We start from the raw sequence: 14,535 nt of genomic DNA on the forward strand, positions 1-14,535 counted from the left end.
ACCGCTTGGCGATGAGAGTGAAGGTATAGTTAGCGCTATGGGCATTAAGCCGGACCGCTGGATTCGGGAAAAGGCCAAACAGGGCATGATCGAGCCCTTCGAGGAGCGCCTGGTGCGCGATGGGGTGATCAGCTACGGCCTGACCAGCTTTGGTTACGACCTGCGGGCGGCGCGGGAGTGGAAGATCTTCGCCAACGTCTTCCACACCGTCGCCGACCCCAAGGGCCTCGACCCCAAGAGCTTCGTGGATTACGAAGGCGACGAGGTCATCATCCCCCCCAACTCCTTCGTGCTCGCCCGCAGCATGGAATACATCCGTATGCCCGATAACGTCATGGCCATCGCCATCGGCAAGAGTACCTACGCCCGCGTGGGCATCGTGGCCAACATCACGCCCCTCGAGCCCGGCTGGGAGGGCCACGTGACGCTGGAGTTTTCCAACACCACCCCCCTGCCCGCCAAGATGTACGCGGGCGAGGGCGTGGTGCAGCTGGTGTTCTTCGAGGGCGAGCGCCCGGAAGTGACCTATGCCGACCGCAAGGGCAAGTACCAGGGCCAACGGGGCATCACCCTGCCGCGCATCTGATGGACTGATAGCGGGAGGCAACGGCCCGTGTTGGCCAGCTATCGCCCCCGCTGTAGCCGGTAGCGCTTGACCGGGCGGCCCACCGCGCCATAGCTCAGCTCGAGCTGCACGAAGCCGCTCTGTTGCAGATACTCCAGGTAGCGCCAGGCGGTGACCCGGCTCACCCCCACCCCCTCGCCCACCTCGTCGGCGCTGAGGGGACGGGGCGCGCTTTGCAGCAGGCGCTGGATCTGCTCGAGGGTGGTGGGGTCGATCCCCTTAGGCGGGCGCTGCTGGCCACGTACCCCCAGCAAGCGGTCCAGGTGGGCCTGGGTGAGGGGTTGGGCCTTGATGCTCTGGCGCTGGCGGTAGCGCTCCAGCGCTTCGTGCAGCCGGGGTTGCTGGAAGGGCTTGATGAGGTAGTCCATTACGCCCTGGTAAAGGGCCTGCTGCACGGTGTCTAAGTCGTTGGCGGCGGTGATCATGATGGCCTCGAAGCTCAGGTTGCGCCTGCGCAGGGCGTGGATGAGCTCCAGGCCGGTGCCGTCGGGCAGGTACACATCGACCAACAGCAGCTCGGGCTCCACTAGCACGGCCAGCTCGAGCCCCTCGCCCACGCCTTGGGCGGTGGCGACGACGGTGAAGTGGGGCAGGGAGGCGATCATGGCCTGATTCACCGCCAGCACCCCGGCGTCGTCCTCGACCAGCATCACGCGGGTGGGTGCGCTCATGCCCCCTCCTGCAGGGCGCTGCTGGGCAAGCTGACCCGGAACACGCTGTACCCGCCGCGCCGGAAGAAGCTGAGCTCGCCGCCGAGCTGCGCGATCTGCTGGTGTACCAGGCTCAGCCCCAGGCCCCTCCCCTCCCCGCGGGTGGAGACCCCCCGCTCGAGGATGCGCCGCCCCAGCTCGGCGGGCACGCCGGGGCCATCGTCGCTGACCTCGAGCTGCATGCCCTCGGGGTCTTCGCCCAGCGCCAGCGTGACGTTGCGCTCCTGGCCACGCGCTTTTTCCATCACCGCTTCAAAGGCGTTTTCCAGGAGGTTGCCCAGTGCGAGCTCGAGCGCTTGGGAGTGTGGGGCCCAGGCTGCGCTCAGCGCTGAGCCGGGCTCCAGGCGGAAGCGAATGCCCAACTCGCGCGCCCGCTGGTACTTGCCCAGCACCAAAGCGGCCAGCCGAGGCAGCTCGATGTCGGCCACCAGGTCGCGCAAGGCCTCGATCTGGCTCGCTTCTTGCTGGATGACCGCCAGCGCCTCGCCGGGGCGCTGGAGCTGGATCAGCCCGGCGATGGTGTGCAGGCGGTTGTGGAACTCGTGAGTCTGGGCCCGCAGCAGCTCGGCGTAGCGCCGGGTTTGGGTGAGCTCCTCGGCCATCTGCAAGATCTCGGCGCGGTCGCGGAAGACCACCAGGCGCTGCCCGCTGGGCATGGCGAAAACCCCCGCCAGCACCGGTAGGCTGCCGATGTGCAGCGACTCGTTTTCGGTGTTGCCTCCCTGTAAGAGCCCACTCTGGGCCAGGTCGGGCCACACCGCTTCCAGCCGTGGGGGGGCCTCGCCCGCGGTGGGGATGCCCAGCATCTGGGCAGCCCTGGGGTTGGCAAGCTGGATCTGCCCCCCGGCGTCCACCACCAGTACCCCCTCTTGCAGGGCGTTGAGCACGCTGCGGTGTTGCTGGACCAGCGCCGCGATCTGCTCGGGCTCGAGCTCGAGCATCGCCCGCTTGATCCGGCGGCTCAGCCACATGCTGCTCAGGAGGGCGAAGAGTAGCCCCAGGCCGAACCAGGGCAGCAGGGTGGCGCTGACCTGAAGCGCGATGCTGTGTACGGTGGGCAAGAGGTAGCCGGTCGAGACCACGCCGATTACCCGGTCCGCCGCGTCGCGCACGGGCACTTTGCCCCGGATGGCCGCCCCCAGCGAGTCCGTGGCCACACTGATGATCTCGCGCCCGGCCAGCGGCGCGTCGTTGTCCCCGCCCACCATGGGCTTGCCCAGCCGGTCGGGCAGGGGATGGGCTAGGCGGATGCCCCGCTTGTCGCCCACCACGATGTAATCGGCCCCCACCTTCTCGCGAATCCGGTTGACCAGGGGGTTGAGCGTGCTCGAGGGGTCGGGGTCGTCGAAGGCGGCCACCACCTCGGGGATGGTGGCGACGGTGCGGGAGATCAGCAGGGCCCGCTCGCCGTAGCTCTCCCGTACCGAGCGTTGCAGGGCGAGGATCTGAACTGCGGCCAGGATGGCCATCAGCACAGTGAACACCGCTACTTGAAGCAGAAAAAAACGCATCTGGATGCCCAGGCGGCGGGAGCTGGGCTGGGGCACGAAGCTGGTCGTGTGCTGCTTGGCTCGAGCGAGGCTCATAAGGGCTCCGCGTTCACCCGGCGCTCAGGAGAATCGGTGAACACAATTTACAAAAACTTGACCCCCCTTCCGACCTCAGTACAATCGAAACACCAACAAACCACGGAGGCGACATGAGAAAGCGTTGGTTGATGCTGGCTTTGACATCGGTTTTTGGCAGCTTGGGCCTGGCGGCTTTTACCCCCAAGGCCCCCGAGTGCATCGCTCCGGCGGGAGCAGGAGGTGGTTGGGACCTCACCTGCCGCAGCGTGACCCAGCTGATGTTCGACCTCAAGCTCGTGCCTCAGCCCTTCAAGGTGACCAACATGACCGGGGCAGGGGGCGGGGTGGCCTACGCCAACGTGGTCACCCAGCGCAGCGACGACGCCAACCTGCTGGTTGCGGCCTCCCCGGCCACCACCGTGAGGTTGGCCCAGGGCCAGTTCAGCCAGTTCACCGAGCGCGACGTGCGTTGGCTGGGGGCCATCGCCGCCGACTATGGCCTGGTGGCGGTCAAGGCCGACTCCCCCTACAAGACCATGGCCGAGCTGGTGGCCGCCTGGAAGGCCGACCCCAGCAAGATCGCCGTGGGCGGGGGCAGCGCGGTGGGTGGGCAGGATCACATGAAGGTGCTGTTGCTGGCCCGCGCCATCGGGATTCAACCCCGTGCGGTCAAATACGTGCCCTTCGATGGGGGCGGACAGGCCCTTACCTCGCTGCTGGGCGGATTCATCCAGGTCTTTGCCGGGGACGCTTCGGAGCTGCGCGGGCAGGTCGAGGGCGGCACCGTGCGCGTGCTGGCGGTGCTGGCGCCCAAGCGCCTGGCCGCGCCCTACGCGAACGTGCCCACCGCCAAGGAACTGGGCTACAACGTGGACTGGGTGGTGTGGCGGGGCTTCTACGTGCCCAAGAACATGCCCGAGGAAGCCTACAGCTTCTGGTTGAACGCCCTGCGCAAAGTGGCCCGCTCGCCCGAATGGGCTAAGTTCCGCGAGCAGAACTCTTTGGGCGAGTTCGTCTCGCTGGGGGCGGAGTTCCAGGTTTTCATCGACCGCCAGGTCAACCAGTTCCGCAACCTCTCGAAGGAGCTGGGGATTATCAAGTGAGGCGGGCGGCGGGCGCCAAGCTCGCCAGGGGCACCCGCTAGGGGTGCCCGCTGCTTTTGGAGGAGCCATGTCCAACCCCACCCACCGCACCGACCGCATCGTAGGGCTCTTGCTGCTGCTGCTCGCCCTCGGCTACGGCTGGATGGCCAGCCGCCTCGAGGTGGGCATGCTTTCCGACCCCGTCGGTCCCAAGCCCTTCCCCTACCTCATCGCTGCCTGCAGCGCCGCGGCCAGCCTGTGGCTGATCCTGCGCCCCGACCCCGACCCCCAGTGGCCCCCCGCCAGCTTCTGGTTGCCACTGGGGCTGGTGCTGGGCAGCCTGGTGGCTTATGCCTACTTGCTGGTGCCGCTGGGCTTTATTGTGGTAACCACGCTCGAGATGGCCCTGCTCGCCGTGCTCTTCGGCGCACGTTGGTGGCAGGGCTTGGCCGCGGGGCTGGCCTTTAGCTTGGTGGTCTACTTCCTCTTCACCGCCGGCCTCAACGTGCCGCTCCCGGCGGGAAAAATCTGGGGTCTGGGGCGGTAGCGTATGGATATCCTACAAGCCCTTGCCAACGGTTTTGGGGTTGCGCTGCAACCCGTCAACCTGCTGCTGGTCTTCCTGGGTTGCCTGGTCGGCACACTCATCGGCGTGCTGCCGGGCATCGGGCCCATCAGCGGGGTGGCCCTGCTGGTGCCGCTGACCTTTGCCCTCAAGCTCACACCGGAGTCGGCGATCATCCTGCTGGCGGGTATCTACTACGGTGCGATGTACGGCGGCAGCACCACCAGCATCCTGCTCAACATTCCCGGCGAGACCTCTTCGGTGGTGACCACCCTCGACGGCAACCAGATGGCCCGTCAGGGCCGGGCCGGGGCCGCGCTGGCCATCTCGGCCTGGGGCTCCTTTATCGCCGGGACGCTCTCGGTGCTGGCGCTGATGCTCTTGGGGCCGCTGCTGGCGCAGTGGGCCATCCGCTTTGGTCCGGCGGAGTACTTCGCCCTGATGGTCTTCGGCTTCTCCACCCTCTCGGCCCTGGCCGGGAAGAACATGGCCAAGGCCCTCCTCGCCACGCTCTTCGGCCTCCTGCTCTCGACGGTGGGCCAGGACCCACAAAGCGGGATGTCGCGCTTTACCTTCGGATTGCTGCAACTCGAGGACGGCATGGACTTTTTGGTCGTGGCCATCGGCCTCTTCGCGGTGAGTGAGGTGCTGATGATCCTCCAGGACAAGGCTCCGCCTGCGGTTCAGGCCACGGTGGGGCGGGTCTACCTTTCGCTCAAGGAGTTCAGCTTCTCGCTGCTCACCATCTTGCGCAGCAGCGTTCTTGGCTTCGTGATCGGGGTATTGCCAGGAGCCGGGGCCAGCATCGCCAGCTTCGTGGCCTACACCGTCGAGAAGCGCCTGCTGGGCAGCCGGGCCCGCTTTGGCCAGGGCGATATCCGCGGGGTGGCGGCTCCCGAGTCGGCCAACAACGCCGCCGCAGGCGGGGCCATGATCCCCCTGCTCACCCTGGGCCTGCCGGGCAGCGGCACCACCGCCATCATGCTGGGGGCTTTGGTGAGCTTGGGCGTGACCCCAGGGCCACAGATGTTCCAGCAGCACCCCAACGTGGTCTGGGGCCTCATCGCCTCGATGTACGTGGGCAACGCCGTGCTACTGCTGCTGAACCTGCCCTTGGTGGGCCTCTTCGTGCGCCTGCTGGCGGTGCCCTCGTGGTTTTTGGTCCCCGCGGTGCTGGCGGTGAGCTTCATCGGGGTCTACGCGGTCAACAACAACCCCTTCGACCTGCTCTTGATGACCGTCTTCGGCCTGATCGGATACCTGATGCGCCGCTTGGATTTTCCCCTGGCTCCGGTGCTCTTGGGCCTGGTGCTGGGCTATTTGATGGAGGTCAACCTGCGCCGGGCGATGGCCATCAGCAACGGGGATGTGGGATTCCTCTTCAGCAGTCCCATCGCCATCGCGCTATGGGTGCTAGCTGGCTTCTCGCTCTTCGCTCCCGCCCTCCTCAGCCGTTTCCGGCAGCGGGGGGCGCTGGGGGATGAGGAGCTTTAGAGGCCATACAGTTCGTTGACGGCCCGTCGCTGGACCTGCTCGGCCCCACTCGCCAGGGCTCGCTTCAGGCCCTGGGGGAGATCGCCCCAGCGGGGCAGCCGGATGCGGCGCAGGGTCTGGGCCTGGTAGCGGTGGTAACCTCCCCGCATCTCCACCGAGTAGGCCCGCACAAACAGCGAGGCTACGGGCGAGCGCAAGACGGCTTGCAGGGCCACGAGCGGCCACTCTTTCGAGCTCACCCAGTAGAGGTTGTGGTGGGGGTAGTACTGCCCCGCGTCCAGCACCACGATGGGGTGTCCGGCCAGGTCGGGGATGAGCAGCTTGGGAGTGTGGCGCAGGGTGGGGTCCACGCGGTCGATGGTGCGAAACCACTGCTCGGGGTGCCGGCGGGCCACGTAGCGGCGCGCGAGGGCGGTGCGGTGGGCCTCGAGGTAGGCCTTCAGCCGAGGGTAGCGCTCCAGCGCGACCAGGCGACCCTCGTCATCCCAGGGGTTGACCAGCACTCGCCCCGACCATTCGATCTTCCCCGAGCGCACGTCGCAGGAGAGCAGCAAGGGCAGCTTGCGCTCCTCCTCGATGCCCAGATCGGCGGGCTGCACGAAGACCTCGTCGGCCCCGCTGGCCACCCCGATGCCCACCCGACAGCCGGCCTGCTCGAGCGGGGGAAAGCGCCGCTCCCACTCGCGCAGGCGCCCCCATTCCTCGCCCAACTCGAGCAGCCAGGGACCATTGGGCGGGGTGGCCTCCGTCCCCACCCACACCCGTTGCCCCTCCCGCCCGATGACCTCAATCTGGTGCACGCAGCCTGCTCCGCCCCGCAGGGGATCGTCCGCTTGGTGCACAGCCGCCAGGCTGTCCCGAAGGGGATCGTCCGCCCGGTGCACGGCCGCCAGGCTGTCCCGAAGGGGATCGTCCGCAACCCCCCCCTCCCGCTCCGCCCTGACGATGAGGGTGATGGCCGGATAGGCGACCACCGCGTCCTGGAAGGGCTGGTGGCCCTTGAGGTCGGCGTAGCGCTCGAGGCGATATCCCTCGGCGACGAAGCGCCGTAGGGCCTGGCCGTAGCGGTTTTTCATCCAGCGGTCGCTGCAGAGGTAGGCCAGCCTGCCCTGGGGCTCGAGCAGGCGCAGCCCCCGCTCGAAGAAGGGCACGTAGAGGTCGGCCCGGTGGCTGAAGGTGGGGTAGCGGCGGCGGTATTCGGCCAGCAACGCGGCGGGAATGCGCTCCGGGCGCAGGTAGGGCGGGTTGCCCACCACGTGGGTAAAACCCGCCCCGCCGTGCGCCGAGGACGACGACGGAGCAGGCTCCGTACACCGGGAGGAGCCGTTTTCGCCGAAATCGGCCAGCAGGAAATCGCCTTGGATCAGCCAGGTGTGAGCCAGGTGAGCCGCCAGCTTTCGAGTTATCCCCAATTTCATCAAGCTGTTAATAACTCTGTGGATAACTTTCTCGTAGCTCTCGCGGTGCAGCTCTACCCCGCGCAGGCAAGGCTCGAGCTCGTCGGCATTTCTGGGGCTTCCGCCGCGGGCGAAGTGGGAAGCCAGAAGGCGATCGAGCGCCTCCAGCAAGAAGTCCCCCCCACCGAAGCAGGGCTCGAGCAGGCGAAAGCGGCTCAGATCGCGCTCGGGGGTATAGCCCAGCCAGTCGAGCATCTGCCGCACCACGGCGGGCTTGGTGAACACCGCCCCCCGCTCCTGGGCCCCTGCGCGCGACAACTCCTCGAGGGCGTGCTGCACCTCCTGGCGTACGGGGCCTGCCCCGTCCCGCAGGGGATCGTCCCCCCGGTGTACAGCCGCCAGGCTGTCCCGCAGGGGATCGTCCGCTTGGTGCACAGCCGCCAGGCTGTCCCGAAGGGGATCGTCCACCCGGTGCACGGGGCTGTTTTCAGTACAGGAAAGAATCCGCCGCATGGCCCCCCTCGAGCACCTGTCCGACGATTGGCGGTTTACTTGCGCACCACTTCTGCGTCGGCGGGGTATTTCTTGAGCTGCTTGGCGCTGAGGCTCACCCGCTTGAAGTCCTTGAAGCTGAGTTCGGCCAGGGTTTTGCCGCCGGAGTCCTTGAGGACGAGCGAGAGGGGGCGGGGGTCGGCTTTGAGCACCACGATCTCCATGCTGGCGTAGCTCTGCGTCTTGTCCTTGGGCACCCCCGAGAGCTTCCAGGCGGCGCCCTCGGGGGTTTTCTCCTCGCCCAGCAGCTTCAGGCTGACCTGCTCGCCGATCTGCTCGAAGTCGCCTAGGCTGCTCAGGTTCACGCCTAGGCCCTGGATGTTGGCCTTGGCGCGCGGTTGGATGATGAGCTGGTTGGTGAGGAAGAGGTAGTTCCACACCTCCTTGTCGGAGATCACCACGAAGTTACCCTCCAGCGAGCCCGGCTTCTTGAACTCCACGCGGGCGAGCTGCTCCTTGCCGGGCAGCACCTGCAGGCGGAACTCGATGTCCTGGCTCGAGCCGTCGGGCATCTGGGCCTTGCCGCTGACGGTGGCCTCCCAGGGCGATTTCTCCAGGTTGGCCTGGACCTGCTTGGTGATCTCGGCGGGGCTTTGGGCTCCCACCCAGCTCAGGGCCACGAACAGCACCCCGAGGAGGGTGCGTATGGCTTTGGGCGTTTGGCGTTGGGCATTAAGCGTGTTCACGGGCTCCTCCACATTTCAGTCAGGGTAGGGCAGGGGAGATGAGGCGGATTTGACCGCTGCGAGAAAGCTCAGTCGAAGCTAAAGGTATAACGCAGCCAGACCGTCCAGCGCTGGTTGCCGTTGTCATAGCTCACCTCTCCGCGCAGGTTCTGGCCCTCCAGGCTGGCGGCGGCCTCGAAGGGCACTCCGCCCAGCGGGATGGTGCTCATCAGGCGAAGGCGCAGCTCCTCCTGGAAGAGGCCGAGCTCGAGGCGACTGACCCAGCCCAGCCGCAGCGTAGCATCGAGCAGGGTGCCCTCTTCGCCCAGCTCGCCGCGCCAACCCAGCAGGGCGTAGGCCCCTACCCGGTAGCCCAGCCCCGCCAGGTAGGTCGCCCCACCCTCCCGCAGCGCCCAGGCTCCCTCCAGGCCCAGCGTCGAAGCCTGGAAGATCGCCCCGGGCACGTCACCGGCGTAGGCCAGCGAGGCCCGCAGGGTGTGGTTGGGGTCGAGCCGGTAGCTAGCGCCCAGGTTGCCCGCGAAGCCGCCGAAGTTGCGTTCCCCCGCCCACAGTGCCGCACGGGGGGCCGAGGCGTAGCCCACCCGAGCCTCCAGCCCGACCTGGGCGAGGCTGCCGCGCAGATAGGCTTCCGCACCCCAGCCCAGCGGCTGCAGGCCGAAGCCTAGGTCGCCCCGCGCCCCGAACACGAAGCGCCCGGCGGGGCCAAACTCGAGGTCGTCCTCCACCCCCAGCCCCAGGCTGTCGCGCTTGAGCCGCGCGCTCAGGCTGAAGCCCCCGAGCTCGAGGCTGCCCTCGAGCGTCGGACTGATGTACCCCGGCGAGGCGAACAGGCCTACCGTCAGACTCTGGGCCTGGCTGGTAGCCAGCACGTGGGCAACCACCGCCACGACCAGCGCGAAAAACCAGCCCCCCGGTGTACGGGCCTTGCCCGTCCCGACAGGGGATCGTCCCCCCGACCCCCTCCCAACCCCAGCCTTCGACGCTCGAGGCCCTGTGTCTTGTGTCTGGCGCTTTGTGTACGGCGTAGGACGCATGGCCTTCGACACCATTTCAGGCTCCAATCTACACCGCGAGCTGCTTGCGGAAGCGGCTCGAGGCCAGCCGCAGCACCAGGCCGCTGAAGATGGTCAGGGCGAGGAAGTCCAGCCACAAGAACTCCCAGTCCACCCCCCGCAGCATCACCCCGCGCAATCCCTCGATGAGGTAGCGGGCGGGGATGAGGTAGGAGATGGCCTGGAACAGCGCAGGCATCCCCTCGATGGGGAAGACGAAGCCCGAGAGGAAGATGGTGGGGAAGGCGTAGGCGAAGGTGCCGAACACCGCCTGCACCTGGGTGCGGGCCAGCGTCGAGATCAGCACCCCCACCCCCAGCGAGCCGAAGAGGAATAGCAGCATCAACAGCAGCAGCCAGCCCACGTTGCCCCGCAGCGGCACCCCGAAGACCCAGTGACCCAGCGCCAGCACCAAGATGGCTACGAAGAAGGCGATCCCCAGGTAGGGCAGCACCTTGCCCAACACCACCTCGTAGGGCTTGATGGGTGTGGCGATGAGGCTCTCCATCATGCGGCTCTCGCCCTCGCGTACGATGGAAAGCGCCGTGAGGAGCACGCTGAACTGCGTGAGGATCAGGCCGATGATACCGGGGATCATGAACCAGGCCGTTTTGTTGTCGGGGTTGTAGAGGGTGTGCAGCGAGGGGGTGAGGGGCGGGGTGACGGCCTGCCCGGCCAGGGCCTTACCTGCCAGCAGGCGGCTGTTGAGCTCGCCCAGGGCCTTGCGCAAAGCGGCCTGGGCCTGAAAGGCGAAGTTGGGGTCGGAGCCATCGACGTAGACCTCGACCGCCAGGCTCTTATCCTGCCGCACGGTTTGCAGGGCCCCTTCGGGGATCACCAGCCCCACCCGCGCCAAGTTCTCGTCGATGGCCCTGGGCACGTCTTGCGGCGTCGGTGCGCTATAGGTCAGCCGGAACTTGCCCTCCTTGACCAGCTCCTGCACCAGCGCCTGGCTGATGCGGTCGCTCGAGGCGTCGTAGACGGCCAGGCGGATGTCCGAGAGCGTGAAGTTGATGGCGTAGCCGAACAACAGCATCATCATCACCGGCAAGCCCACGATCAGCCGGGGCAGCACGTGGTCGCGGCGGATCTGGGTGATCTCCTTGTGGGCTACGGCCAGCATCCGGCTCATACGGCGCCTCCTGCCCGCGGAAGGGACTGGCTCCGCCGCGTGAGCACCACGAAGACGTCCTCGAGGCTGGGCGTGGTGGGGGAGAGCTCGAGGGGGGGGCGGGCGCCGGGCTCGAGGATCAGCCGCATTCCGTCGCCGCTGGGCCAGGCGTCGAGCACCCCCGGCTGGGAGCGCAGGGCCTCGGGGCTCTCTTGGGTGTGGGCGAAGGCGAAGCGGGCCTGAGATTGGGCCAGGGCCTTGAGTTCGCTGGGGGTGCCCGTCGCCAGGGTGCGCCCGCCGTAGAGCAGGGCCAGCCGGGTGCAGCGCTCGGCCTCGTCCATGTAATGCGTCGTCACCAGCACGCTCGCCCCCTCCCTGGCCTCCTCGTGGATCAAGTCCCAGATGCTGCGACGCGAGACCGGGTCCAAGCCGGTGGTGGGCTCGTCGAGAAACAGTACCTTGGGACCGTGAACCACCGCCTGGGCCAGGGCCAGCCGCTGCCGCCAACCCCCCGAGAGCGCCCCGGCCAGCGTATCGGCGAAGCCCTGCAGGCTGAAGCGCTGCAAGGTGCGCTCTACTGCGGGTCGTACGGCCTTGGGCGCCAGGTAGAGCTTGGCGCGGAACTCGAGGTTCTCCCGCACCGTGAGGTCGCGGTACACCGAAGCCTCCTGGGTGGCATAGCCGATGGCCGCCTTGACCTCGTCGGGGCGTCGACCCACGTCGATCCCGGCCACGCTCGCGCTGCCCTCGCTGGGCGCGAGCACCCCGCTCAAGATGCGGATGAGCGTGGTCTTGCCTGCCCCGTTGGGGCCCAGCAGGCCAAAGACCTCGCCGGGACGTACTTGCAGGCTCACGCCCTCCAGGGCTACCAGGCTGCCAAAGCGTCTGGAAACACCCTCTACGCTAACCATTCTTCCTCCCTTCCAGAAAGCTCCGCACGTGGGCTTTGAGGTCGAAGGGCAGCTCCAGCCCCCAAACCCCCGAGAGCAGCACGCGGGCCACCAGCGGCCCCACGAAGGCGATCACCATCTGCTGGGGTGACTCATCCAAGCGCAGCAGCCCCATCTGCTGGCAGCGCCCAAAGAAGCCTCCCACCGCGGCAAAGGTGTGGGCGAACCCGCTGGCTGGTCCCTCAGCGTGAAGCTCGGGGTGGCGCATGAGCTCGGGCAGCAAGCGCACCACGAAGCCCTTGTTGGCCTCGATGAGGCTGCTAATGGCCTCGAGCAGGGCCAGCAGGTCGGCCTCGAGGTCCCCTTTGGGCACGAAGAGCGCTTGGTTCACCGGCGGGGAAATGCGGTTGATGGCTTCGCTGAGGAGGGTCTGTTTGTTCTTGTAGTGACGGAAGAGCGTGACCTCGGAAACCCCAGCACGCTGGGCGATCTCGCGGGTGGTGGCCCCTTTGTAGCCCTTCTCCGCCAGCAGCTCGAGGCCCGAGCGCAGCAGGGCAGCTCGAGTGGGATCGGGCTCGTCCAGGTTAGTAAGTAAGTACATACTTACAAAGTATGAGCCTGAAAAGGACTGTCAAGCCCCTTGCCGTAGGGCCCTGAGCTCGGCCTCGATTTCGTGCAGCCCTTTGAAGCCTGCTGGTCAAACTCCGGCGCCGGGTGGGCTATGTGGGGCGCTGCTTTTCTGGGGTTTCCTCGAGGTCTTCGCGGATGGCGCTGGCCCCCTTTTTGAACTCCCGGATGGCCTCCCCCAGGCCGCGGGCCAGCTCGGGCAGCTTGCGCGGACCAAAGAGGAGCAGTGCCACCAGCAGGATGATGCTGAGTTCGGGAAAACCGAGGTTCATGTGCGCTCCAGTCTGCGCCATGGCGGGCCCGCGGGCCCACCACGGCGCTTTCGTTTCCGGTCTTCAGTTGAACAGCACGTAAGGAGCTATCTTCTTCCAGAGCGTGGGGCCGATGCCCTTGACCTTACTCTGAAGCTGTTGGGCGTTCTTGTAGGGCCGGTGCTTGATGATCTCCTGGGCCAGCTTAGGACCGACGCCGGGGAGGGTCTCGAGCTGGGCCAGGGTGGCGGTGTTGATGTGCACGGGAACGATCTTCGTGGCCGTGGTGGTCTTGCTGGTTGCGGCTGTGCTCCCCGAGGCGGCGAAGGCCATGAACGAGCCCCCCACCACCGCCAGCGCGGCCAGAGCCAGACCCAAGGACTTCTTCAGGTACATATTGCCCTCTCTTTCCGTGACCGTGCTTTAGCGATCACGGGCGATACTGTGGGCCCGTGGCGTGAAGGCAGGATGAAGTTTTTCGCCTTCGGGAAGATGAAATTCGGCCAGTCCTCAGCGATTGCGGCTCGACTTGACGTGGCGCACCTTGCGCACCGCGTAGCCCTTCATCGGTACCACCGAGATGGTGCCGTCGATCTCCAGCACCGCCGAGGCCACCTGCTCGGGCGTGCTCACCCCGTGCTCGCGCAGGGCGGCCTCGAGTTCCTCCCGATTGATTCCCTGGGAAAGAAGCGCCGGGCGCTTTCGCCGAAAAAGCCGGTGGCGTAGGCGATGTGGCCCAGGGCCTCGAGGTCTTCCATGCGGGCTTCACGAATCTCGGCCATGATGAACCTCGTGCGTTGGCGCTTCAGGAGACGCTATGTATTGCTCACAATCCTGCTCGTGGCCTTCGTGGTGATCAACGCCCCCTGGATCTTCGCCTGGGGTTACGGTCTTTATTATCGCCTCAGCGTAGGTCGTCTGCCCCAGCTCACCCTGGCGGGCGAGCGGTTGTTGGTGCTTTCGCCTCATCCCGACGACGAGAGCCTGTGCTGTGCGGGGGCCATCCAGCGGGTGCTGCGCGGCGGAGGCGAGGTCTGGGTGCTGTGGTTCACCAACGGCGACGGCTTCGAGTGGGACGCCGGTCTGCTCGCGCACACCCTCAGGCCGCAGGGCCCGGCCTCGCTCGAGCTGGGCCAGCGCCGCATGGAGGAGGCCCGCCAGGCGGCGCGCCGGTTGGGGGTGGCCGAAGGCCACCTCTTCTTCCTGGGCTACCCCGACCGGGGTCTCGAGGCCCTGCTCCGGCATCCGGGGGACCTGCCCTACCGCTCGCGCCTGACCGGGGTGAGCTACGTGCCCTACCCTGGCACGCTCTCGCCCGGAGCACCCTACACGGGCGAGTCGCTGCGACGAGACCTCCGGCGGGTGCTCGAGCAGGTGCGGCCCACGCTGGTGCTGGCCCCTTCCCCGAAGGATGCCCACCCCGATCACCGCGCCGTCGGGCTGCTGGCCCAGCAGGAAGTGCCCGCCGATCGTCTGCGCTTTTGGATCGTGCATGGTGGGCTGGAGTGGCCCCTGCCCAAGGGTCTGCACCCCGCTTTGCCCCTCGAGCCCGCCCCGCGGGGCAAGGGCCTGCCCTGGCAGCGCCTGCTCCTGAGCGCCCAGGAGCGCAGGGTCAAGCTCGAGGCCCTGCGGGCCCACGCTACCCAGATGAGGTTGCTCGCGCGCTTCCTGCTGGCCTTCGTGCGCGAGAACGAGCTGTTCAGCGCTCGAGGGGAGTAGGCGTGGACAAAACCCACGCCGTACGCCCCTGGTTGCCAGCCCAGGCATAGGCGGCTTCCTGCGTGCCGGCGCGCGTCGCCGCGAGGCCGAGGAGCAGAAGGCCCAGCAGGGCTTTGCGCCACATCATGAACTACCCACAACCAACTACGTCTGGTTGGAGTTTCGCGCGACCGTCCTCACAGGCTCAAACGTGTGTGGGGCACTCG

The 14,535-nt window shown here is 67.2% G+C and carries 18 protein-coding genes; 5 read left to right on the plus strand and 13 right to left on the minus strand.

Annotated elements, in window-relative coordinates; genetic code table 11:
* Positions 1-37 precede the first annotated feature (37 nt).
* On the plus strand, positions 38-586 hold the full coding sequence (gene dcd, locus B047_RS0115415) for a dCTP deaminase (RefSeq protein ID WP_018467872.1): 549 nt from the start codon (positions 38-40) through the stop codon (positions 584-586).
* A 38-nt stretch (positions 587-624) separates the two neighbouring features.
* On the opposite strand, the gene B047_RS0115420 is transcribed toward dcd, so the two are convergent.
* A complete protein-coding gene (locus tag B047_RS0115420; RefSeq protein ID WP_018467873.1) occupies positions 625-1,296 on the minus strand; it encodes a response regulator in 672 nt (223 codons plus the stop codon).
* The gene (locus tag B047_RS0115425) at positions 1,293-2,921 is read right to left on the minus strand and encodes an ATP-binding protein (RefSeq protein WP_018467874.1); all 1,629 of its coding nucleotides are present in this window, start codon (positions 2,919-2,921) and stop codon (positions 1,293-1,295) included. Before B047_RS0115425 ends, B047_RS0115420 begins: the two co-directional genes overlap by 4 nt.
* 113 nt (positions 2,922-3,034) lie before the next feature.
* Here B047_RS0115425 and B047_RS0115430 point away from each other — a divergent pair, with 113 nt between their 5' ends.
* The 3 genes from B047_RS0115430 to B047_RS0115440 all read left to right on the plus strand — a co-directional run bounded on the left by B047_RS0115430 (position 3,035) and on the right by B047_RS0115440 (position 6,044).
* Entirely contained in the window at positions 3,035-4,006 is a 972-nt protein-coding gene (locus B047_RS0115430) for a Bug family tripartite tricarboxylate transporter substrate binding protein (protein ID WP_018467875.1), read from the plus strand.
* Between the two features lie 67 nt (positions 4,007-4,073).
* Positions 4,074-4,532, plus strand: a complete 459-nt coding sequence (locus B047_RS0115435; protein ID WP_018467876.1) for a tripartite tricarboxylate transporter TctB family protein — start codon at positions 4,074-4,076, stop codon at positions 4,530-4,532.
* Positions 4,533-4,535: 3 nt separating this feature from the next.
* A complete protein-coding gene (locus B047_RS0115440) occupies positions 4,536-6,044 on the plus strand; it encodes a tripartite tricarboxylate transporter permease (RefSeq protein ID WP_018467877.1) in 1,509 nt (502 codons plus the stop codon).
* Here the strand turns inward: B047_RS0115440 and B047_RS17035 are convergent.
* The 10 genes from B047_RS17035 to B047_RS18050 all read right to left on the minus strand — a co-directional run bounded on the left by B047_RS17035 (position 6,041) and on the right by B047_RS18050 (position 13,392).
* On the minus strand, positions 6,041-7,954 hold the full coding sequence (locus tag B047_RS17035) for an Eco57I restriction-modification methylase domain-containing protein (protein ID WP_211209165.1): 1,914 nt from the start codon (positions 7,952-7,954) through the stop codon (positions 6,041-6,043). The two genes, B047_RS0115440 and B047_RS17035, sit on opposite strands and share 4 nt — an antisense overlap.
* A gap of 35 nt (positions 7,955-7,989) precedes the next feature.
* Positions 7,990-8,679, minus strand: coding sequence for an outer membrane lipoprotein carrier protein LolA (locus B047_RS0115450; protein WP_218109007.1), 690 nt, complete (start codon positions 8,677-8,679; stop codon positions 7,990-7,992).
* 68 nt (positions 8,680-8,747) lie between these two features.
* Positions 8,748-9,566 carry a TonB-dependent receptor gene (locus B047_RS17040; protein WP_018467880.1) on the minus strand — a complete coding sequence of 273 codons (819 nt, stop codon included), beginning with the start codon at positions 9,564-9,566 and terminating at the stop codon, positions 8,748-8,750.
* 175 nt (positions 9,567-9,741) lie between these two features.
* Entirely contained in the window at positions 9,742-10,863 is a 1,122-nt protein-coding gene (locus B047_RS0115460) for an ABC transporter permease (RefSeq protein ID WP_026234962.1), read from the minus strand.
* Positions 10,860-11,753, minus strand: a complete 894-nt coding sequence (locus tag B047_RS0115465; RefSeq protein WP_018467882.1) for an ABC transporter ATP-binding protein — start codon at positions 11,751-11,753, stop codon at positions 10,860-10,862. The genes B047_RS0115460 and B047_RS0115465 overlap by 4 nt, the downstream gene beginning before the upstream one ends.
* A complete protein-coding gene (locus B047_RS0115470; protein ID WP_018467883.1) occupies positions 11,746-12,333 on the minus strand; it encodes a TetR/AcrR family transcriptional regulator in 588 nt (195 codons plus the stop codon). The genes B047_RS0115465 and B047_RS0115470 overlap by 8 nt, the downstream gene beginning before the upstream one ends.
* Before the next feature lie 118 nt (positions 12,334-12,451).
* Positions 12,452-12,631 (minus strand): twin-arginine translocase TatA/TatE family subunit, encoded by a 180-nt coding sequence (locus tag B047_RS0115475; RefSeq protein ID WP_018467884.1) that lies wholly within the window; start codon positions 12,629-12,631, stop codon positions 12,452-12,454.
* Between the two features lie 63 nt (positions 12,632-12,694).
* On the minus strand, positions 12,695-13,006 hold the full coding sequence (locus B047_RS0115480; protein WP_018467885.1) for a ComEA family DNA-binding protein: 312 nt from the start codon (positions 13,004-13,006) through the stop codon (positions 12,695-12,697).
* 114 nt (positions 13,007-13,120) lie between these two features.
* A complete protein-coding gene (locus tag B047_RS17760) occupies positions 13,121-13,243 on the minus strand; it encodes a hypothetical protein (RefSeq protein WP_018467886.1) in 123 nt (40 codons plus the stop codon).
* A complete protein-coding gene (locus B047_RS18050; RefSeq protein ID WP_018467887.1) occupies positions 13,240-13,392 on the minus strand; it encodes a hypothetical protein in 153 nt (50 codons plus the stop codon). Before B047_RS18050 ends, B047_RS17760 begins: the two co-directional genes overlap by 4 nt.
* Between B047_RS18050 and B047_RS0115495 the strand changes: the two genes are divergently transcribed.
* The gene (locus B047_RS0115495; protein WP_026234963.1) at positions 13,391-14,329 is read left to right on the plus strand and encodes a PIG-L deacetylase family protein; all 939 of its coding nucleotides are present in this window, start codon (positions 13,391-13,393) and stop codon (positions 14,327-14,329) included. The genes B047_RS18050 and B047_RS0115495 overlap by 2 nt on opposite strands.
* Here B047_RS0115495 and B047_RS18055 read toward each other — a convergent pair.
* The gene (locus B047_RS18055; protein WP_018467889.1) at positions 14,310-14,456 is read right to left on the minus strand and encodes a hypothetical protein; all 147 of its coding nucleotides are present in this window, start codon (positions 14,454-14,456) and stop codon (positions 14,310-14,312) included. The genes B047_RS0115495 and B047_RS18055 overlap by 20 nt on opposite strands.
* Positions 14,457-14,535: the final 79 nt, after the last annotated feature.

It is taken from the genome of Calidithermus timidus DSM 17022, assembly GCF_000373205.1.
Classification (GTDB): Bacteria; Deinococcota; Deinococci; order Deinococcales; family Thermaceae; genus Calidithermus; species Calidithermus timidus.

Excerpts from the sequence above, each read along its gene's own strand:
- B047_RS0115470 (WP_018467883.1), bottom strand. The coding sequence starts at position 12,333 with ATGTACTTACTTACTAACCTGGACGAGCCCGATCCCACTCGAGCTGCC.
- B047_RS0115420 (WP_018467873.1), bottom strand. The coding sequence starts at position 1,296 with ATGAGCGCACCCACCCGCGTGATGCTGGTCGAGGACGACGCCGGGGTG.
- B047_RS0115460 (WP_026234962.1), bottom strand. The coding sequence starts at position 10,863 with ATGAGCCGGATGCTGGCCGTAGCCCACAAGGAGATCACCCAGATCCGC.
- B047_RS18055 (WP_018467889.1), bottom strand. The coding sequence starts at position 14,456 with ATGATGTGGCGCAAAGCCCTGCTGGGCCTTCTGCTCCTCGGCCTCGCG.
- B047_RS18050 (WP_018467887.1), bottom strand. The coding sequence starts at position 13,392 with ATGGCCGAGATTCGTGAAGCCCGCATGGAAGACCTCGAGGCCCTGGGC.
- B047_RS17035 (WP_211209165.1), bottom strand. The coding sequence starts at position 7,954 with ATGCGGCGGATTCTTTCCTGTACTGAAAACAGCCCCGTGCACCGGGTG.
- B047_RS0115435 (WP_018467876.1), top strand. The coding sequence starts at position 4,074 with ATGTCCAACCCCACCCACCGCACCGACCGCATCGTAGGGCTCTTGCTG.
- B047_RS0115465 (WP_018467882.1), bottom strand. The coding sequence starts at position 11,753 with ATGGTTAGCGTAGAGGGTGTTTCCAGACGCTTTGGCAGCCTGGTAGCC.
- B047_RS0115480 (WP_018467885.1), bottom strand. The coding sequence starts at position 13,006 with ATGTACCTGAAGAAGTCCTTGGGTCTGGCTCTGGCCGCGCTGGCGGTG.
- B047_RS0115430 (WP_018467875.1), top strand. The coding sequence starts at position 3,035 with ATGAGAAAGCGTTGGTTGATGCTGGCTTTGACATCGGTTTTTGGCAGC.
- dcd (WP_018467872.1), top strand. The coding sequence starts at position 38 with ATGGGCATTAAGCCGGACCGCTGGATTCGGGAAAAGGCCAAACAGGGC.
- B047_RS0115475 (WP_018467884.1), bottom strand. The coding sequence starts at position 12,631 with ATGAACCTCGGTTTTCCCGAACTCAGCATCATCCTGCTGGTGGCACTG.
- B047_RS0115440 (WP_018467877.1), top strand. The coding sequence starts at position 4,536 with ATGGATATCCTACAAGCCCTTGCCAACGGTTTTGGGGTTGCGCTGCAA.
- B047_RS0115425 (WP_018467874.1), bottom strand. The coding sequence starts at position 2,921 with ATGAGCCTCGCTCGAGCCAAGCAGCACACGACCAGCTTCGTGCCCCAG.
- B047_RS0115495 (WP_026234963.1), top strand. The coding sequence starts at position 13,391 with ATGATGAACCTCGTGCGTTGGCGCTTCAGGAGACGCTATGTATTGCTC.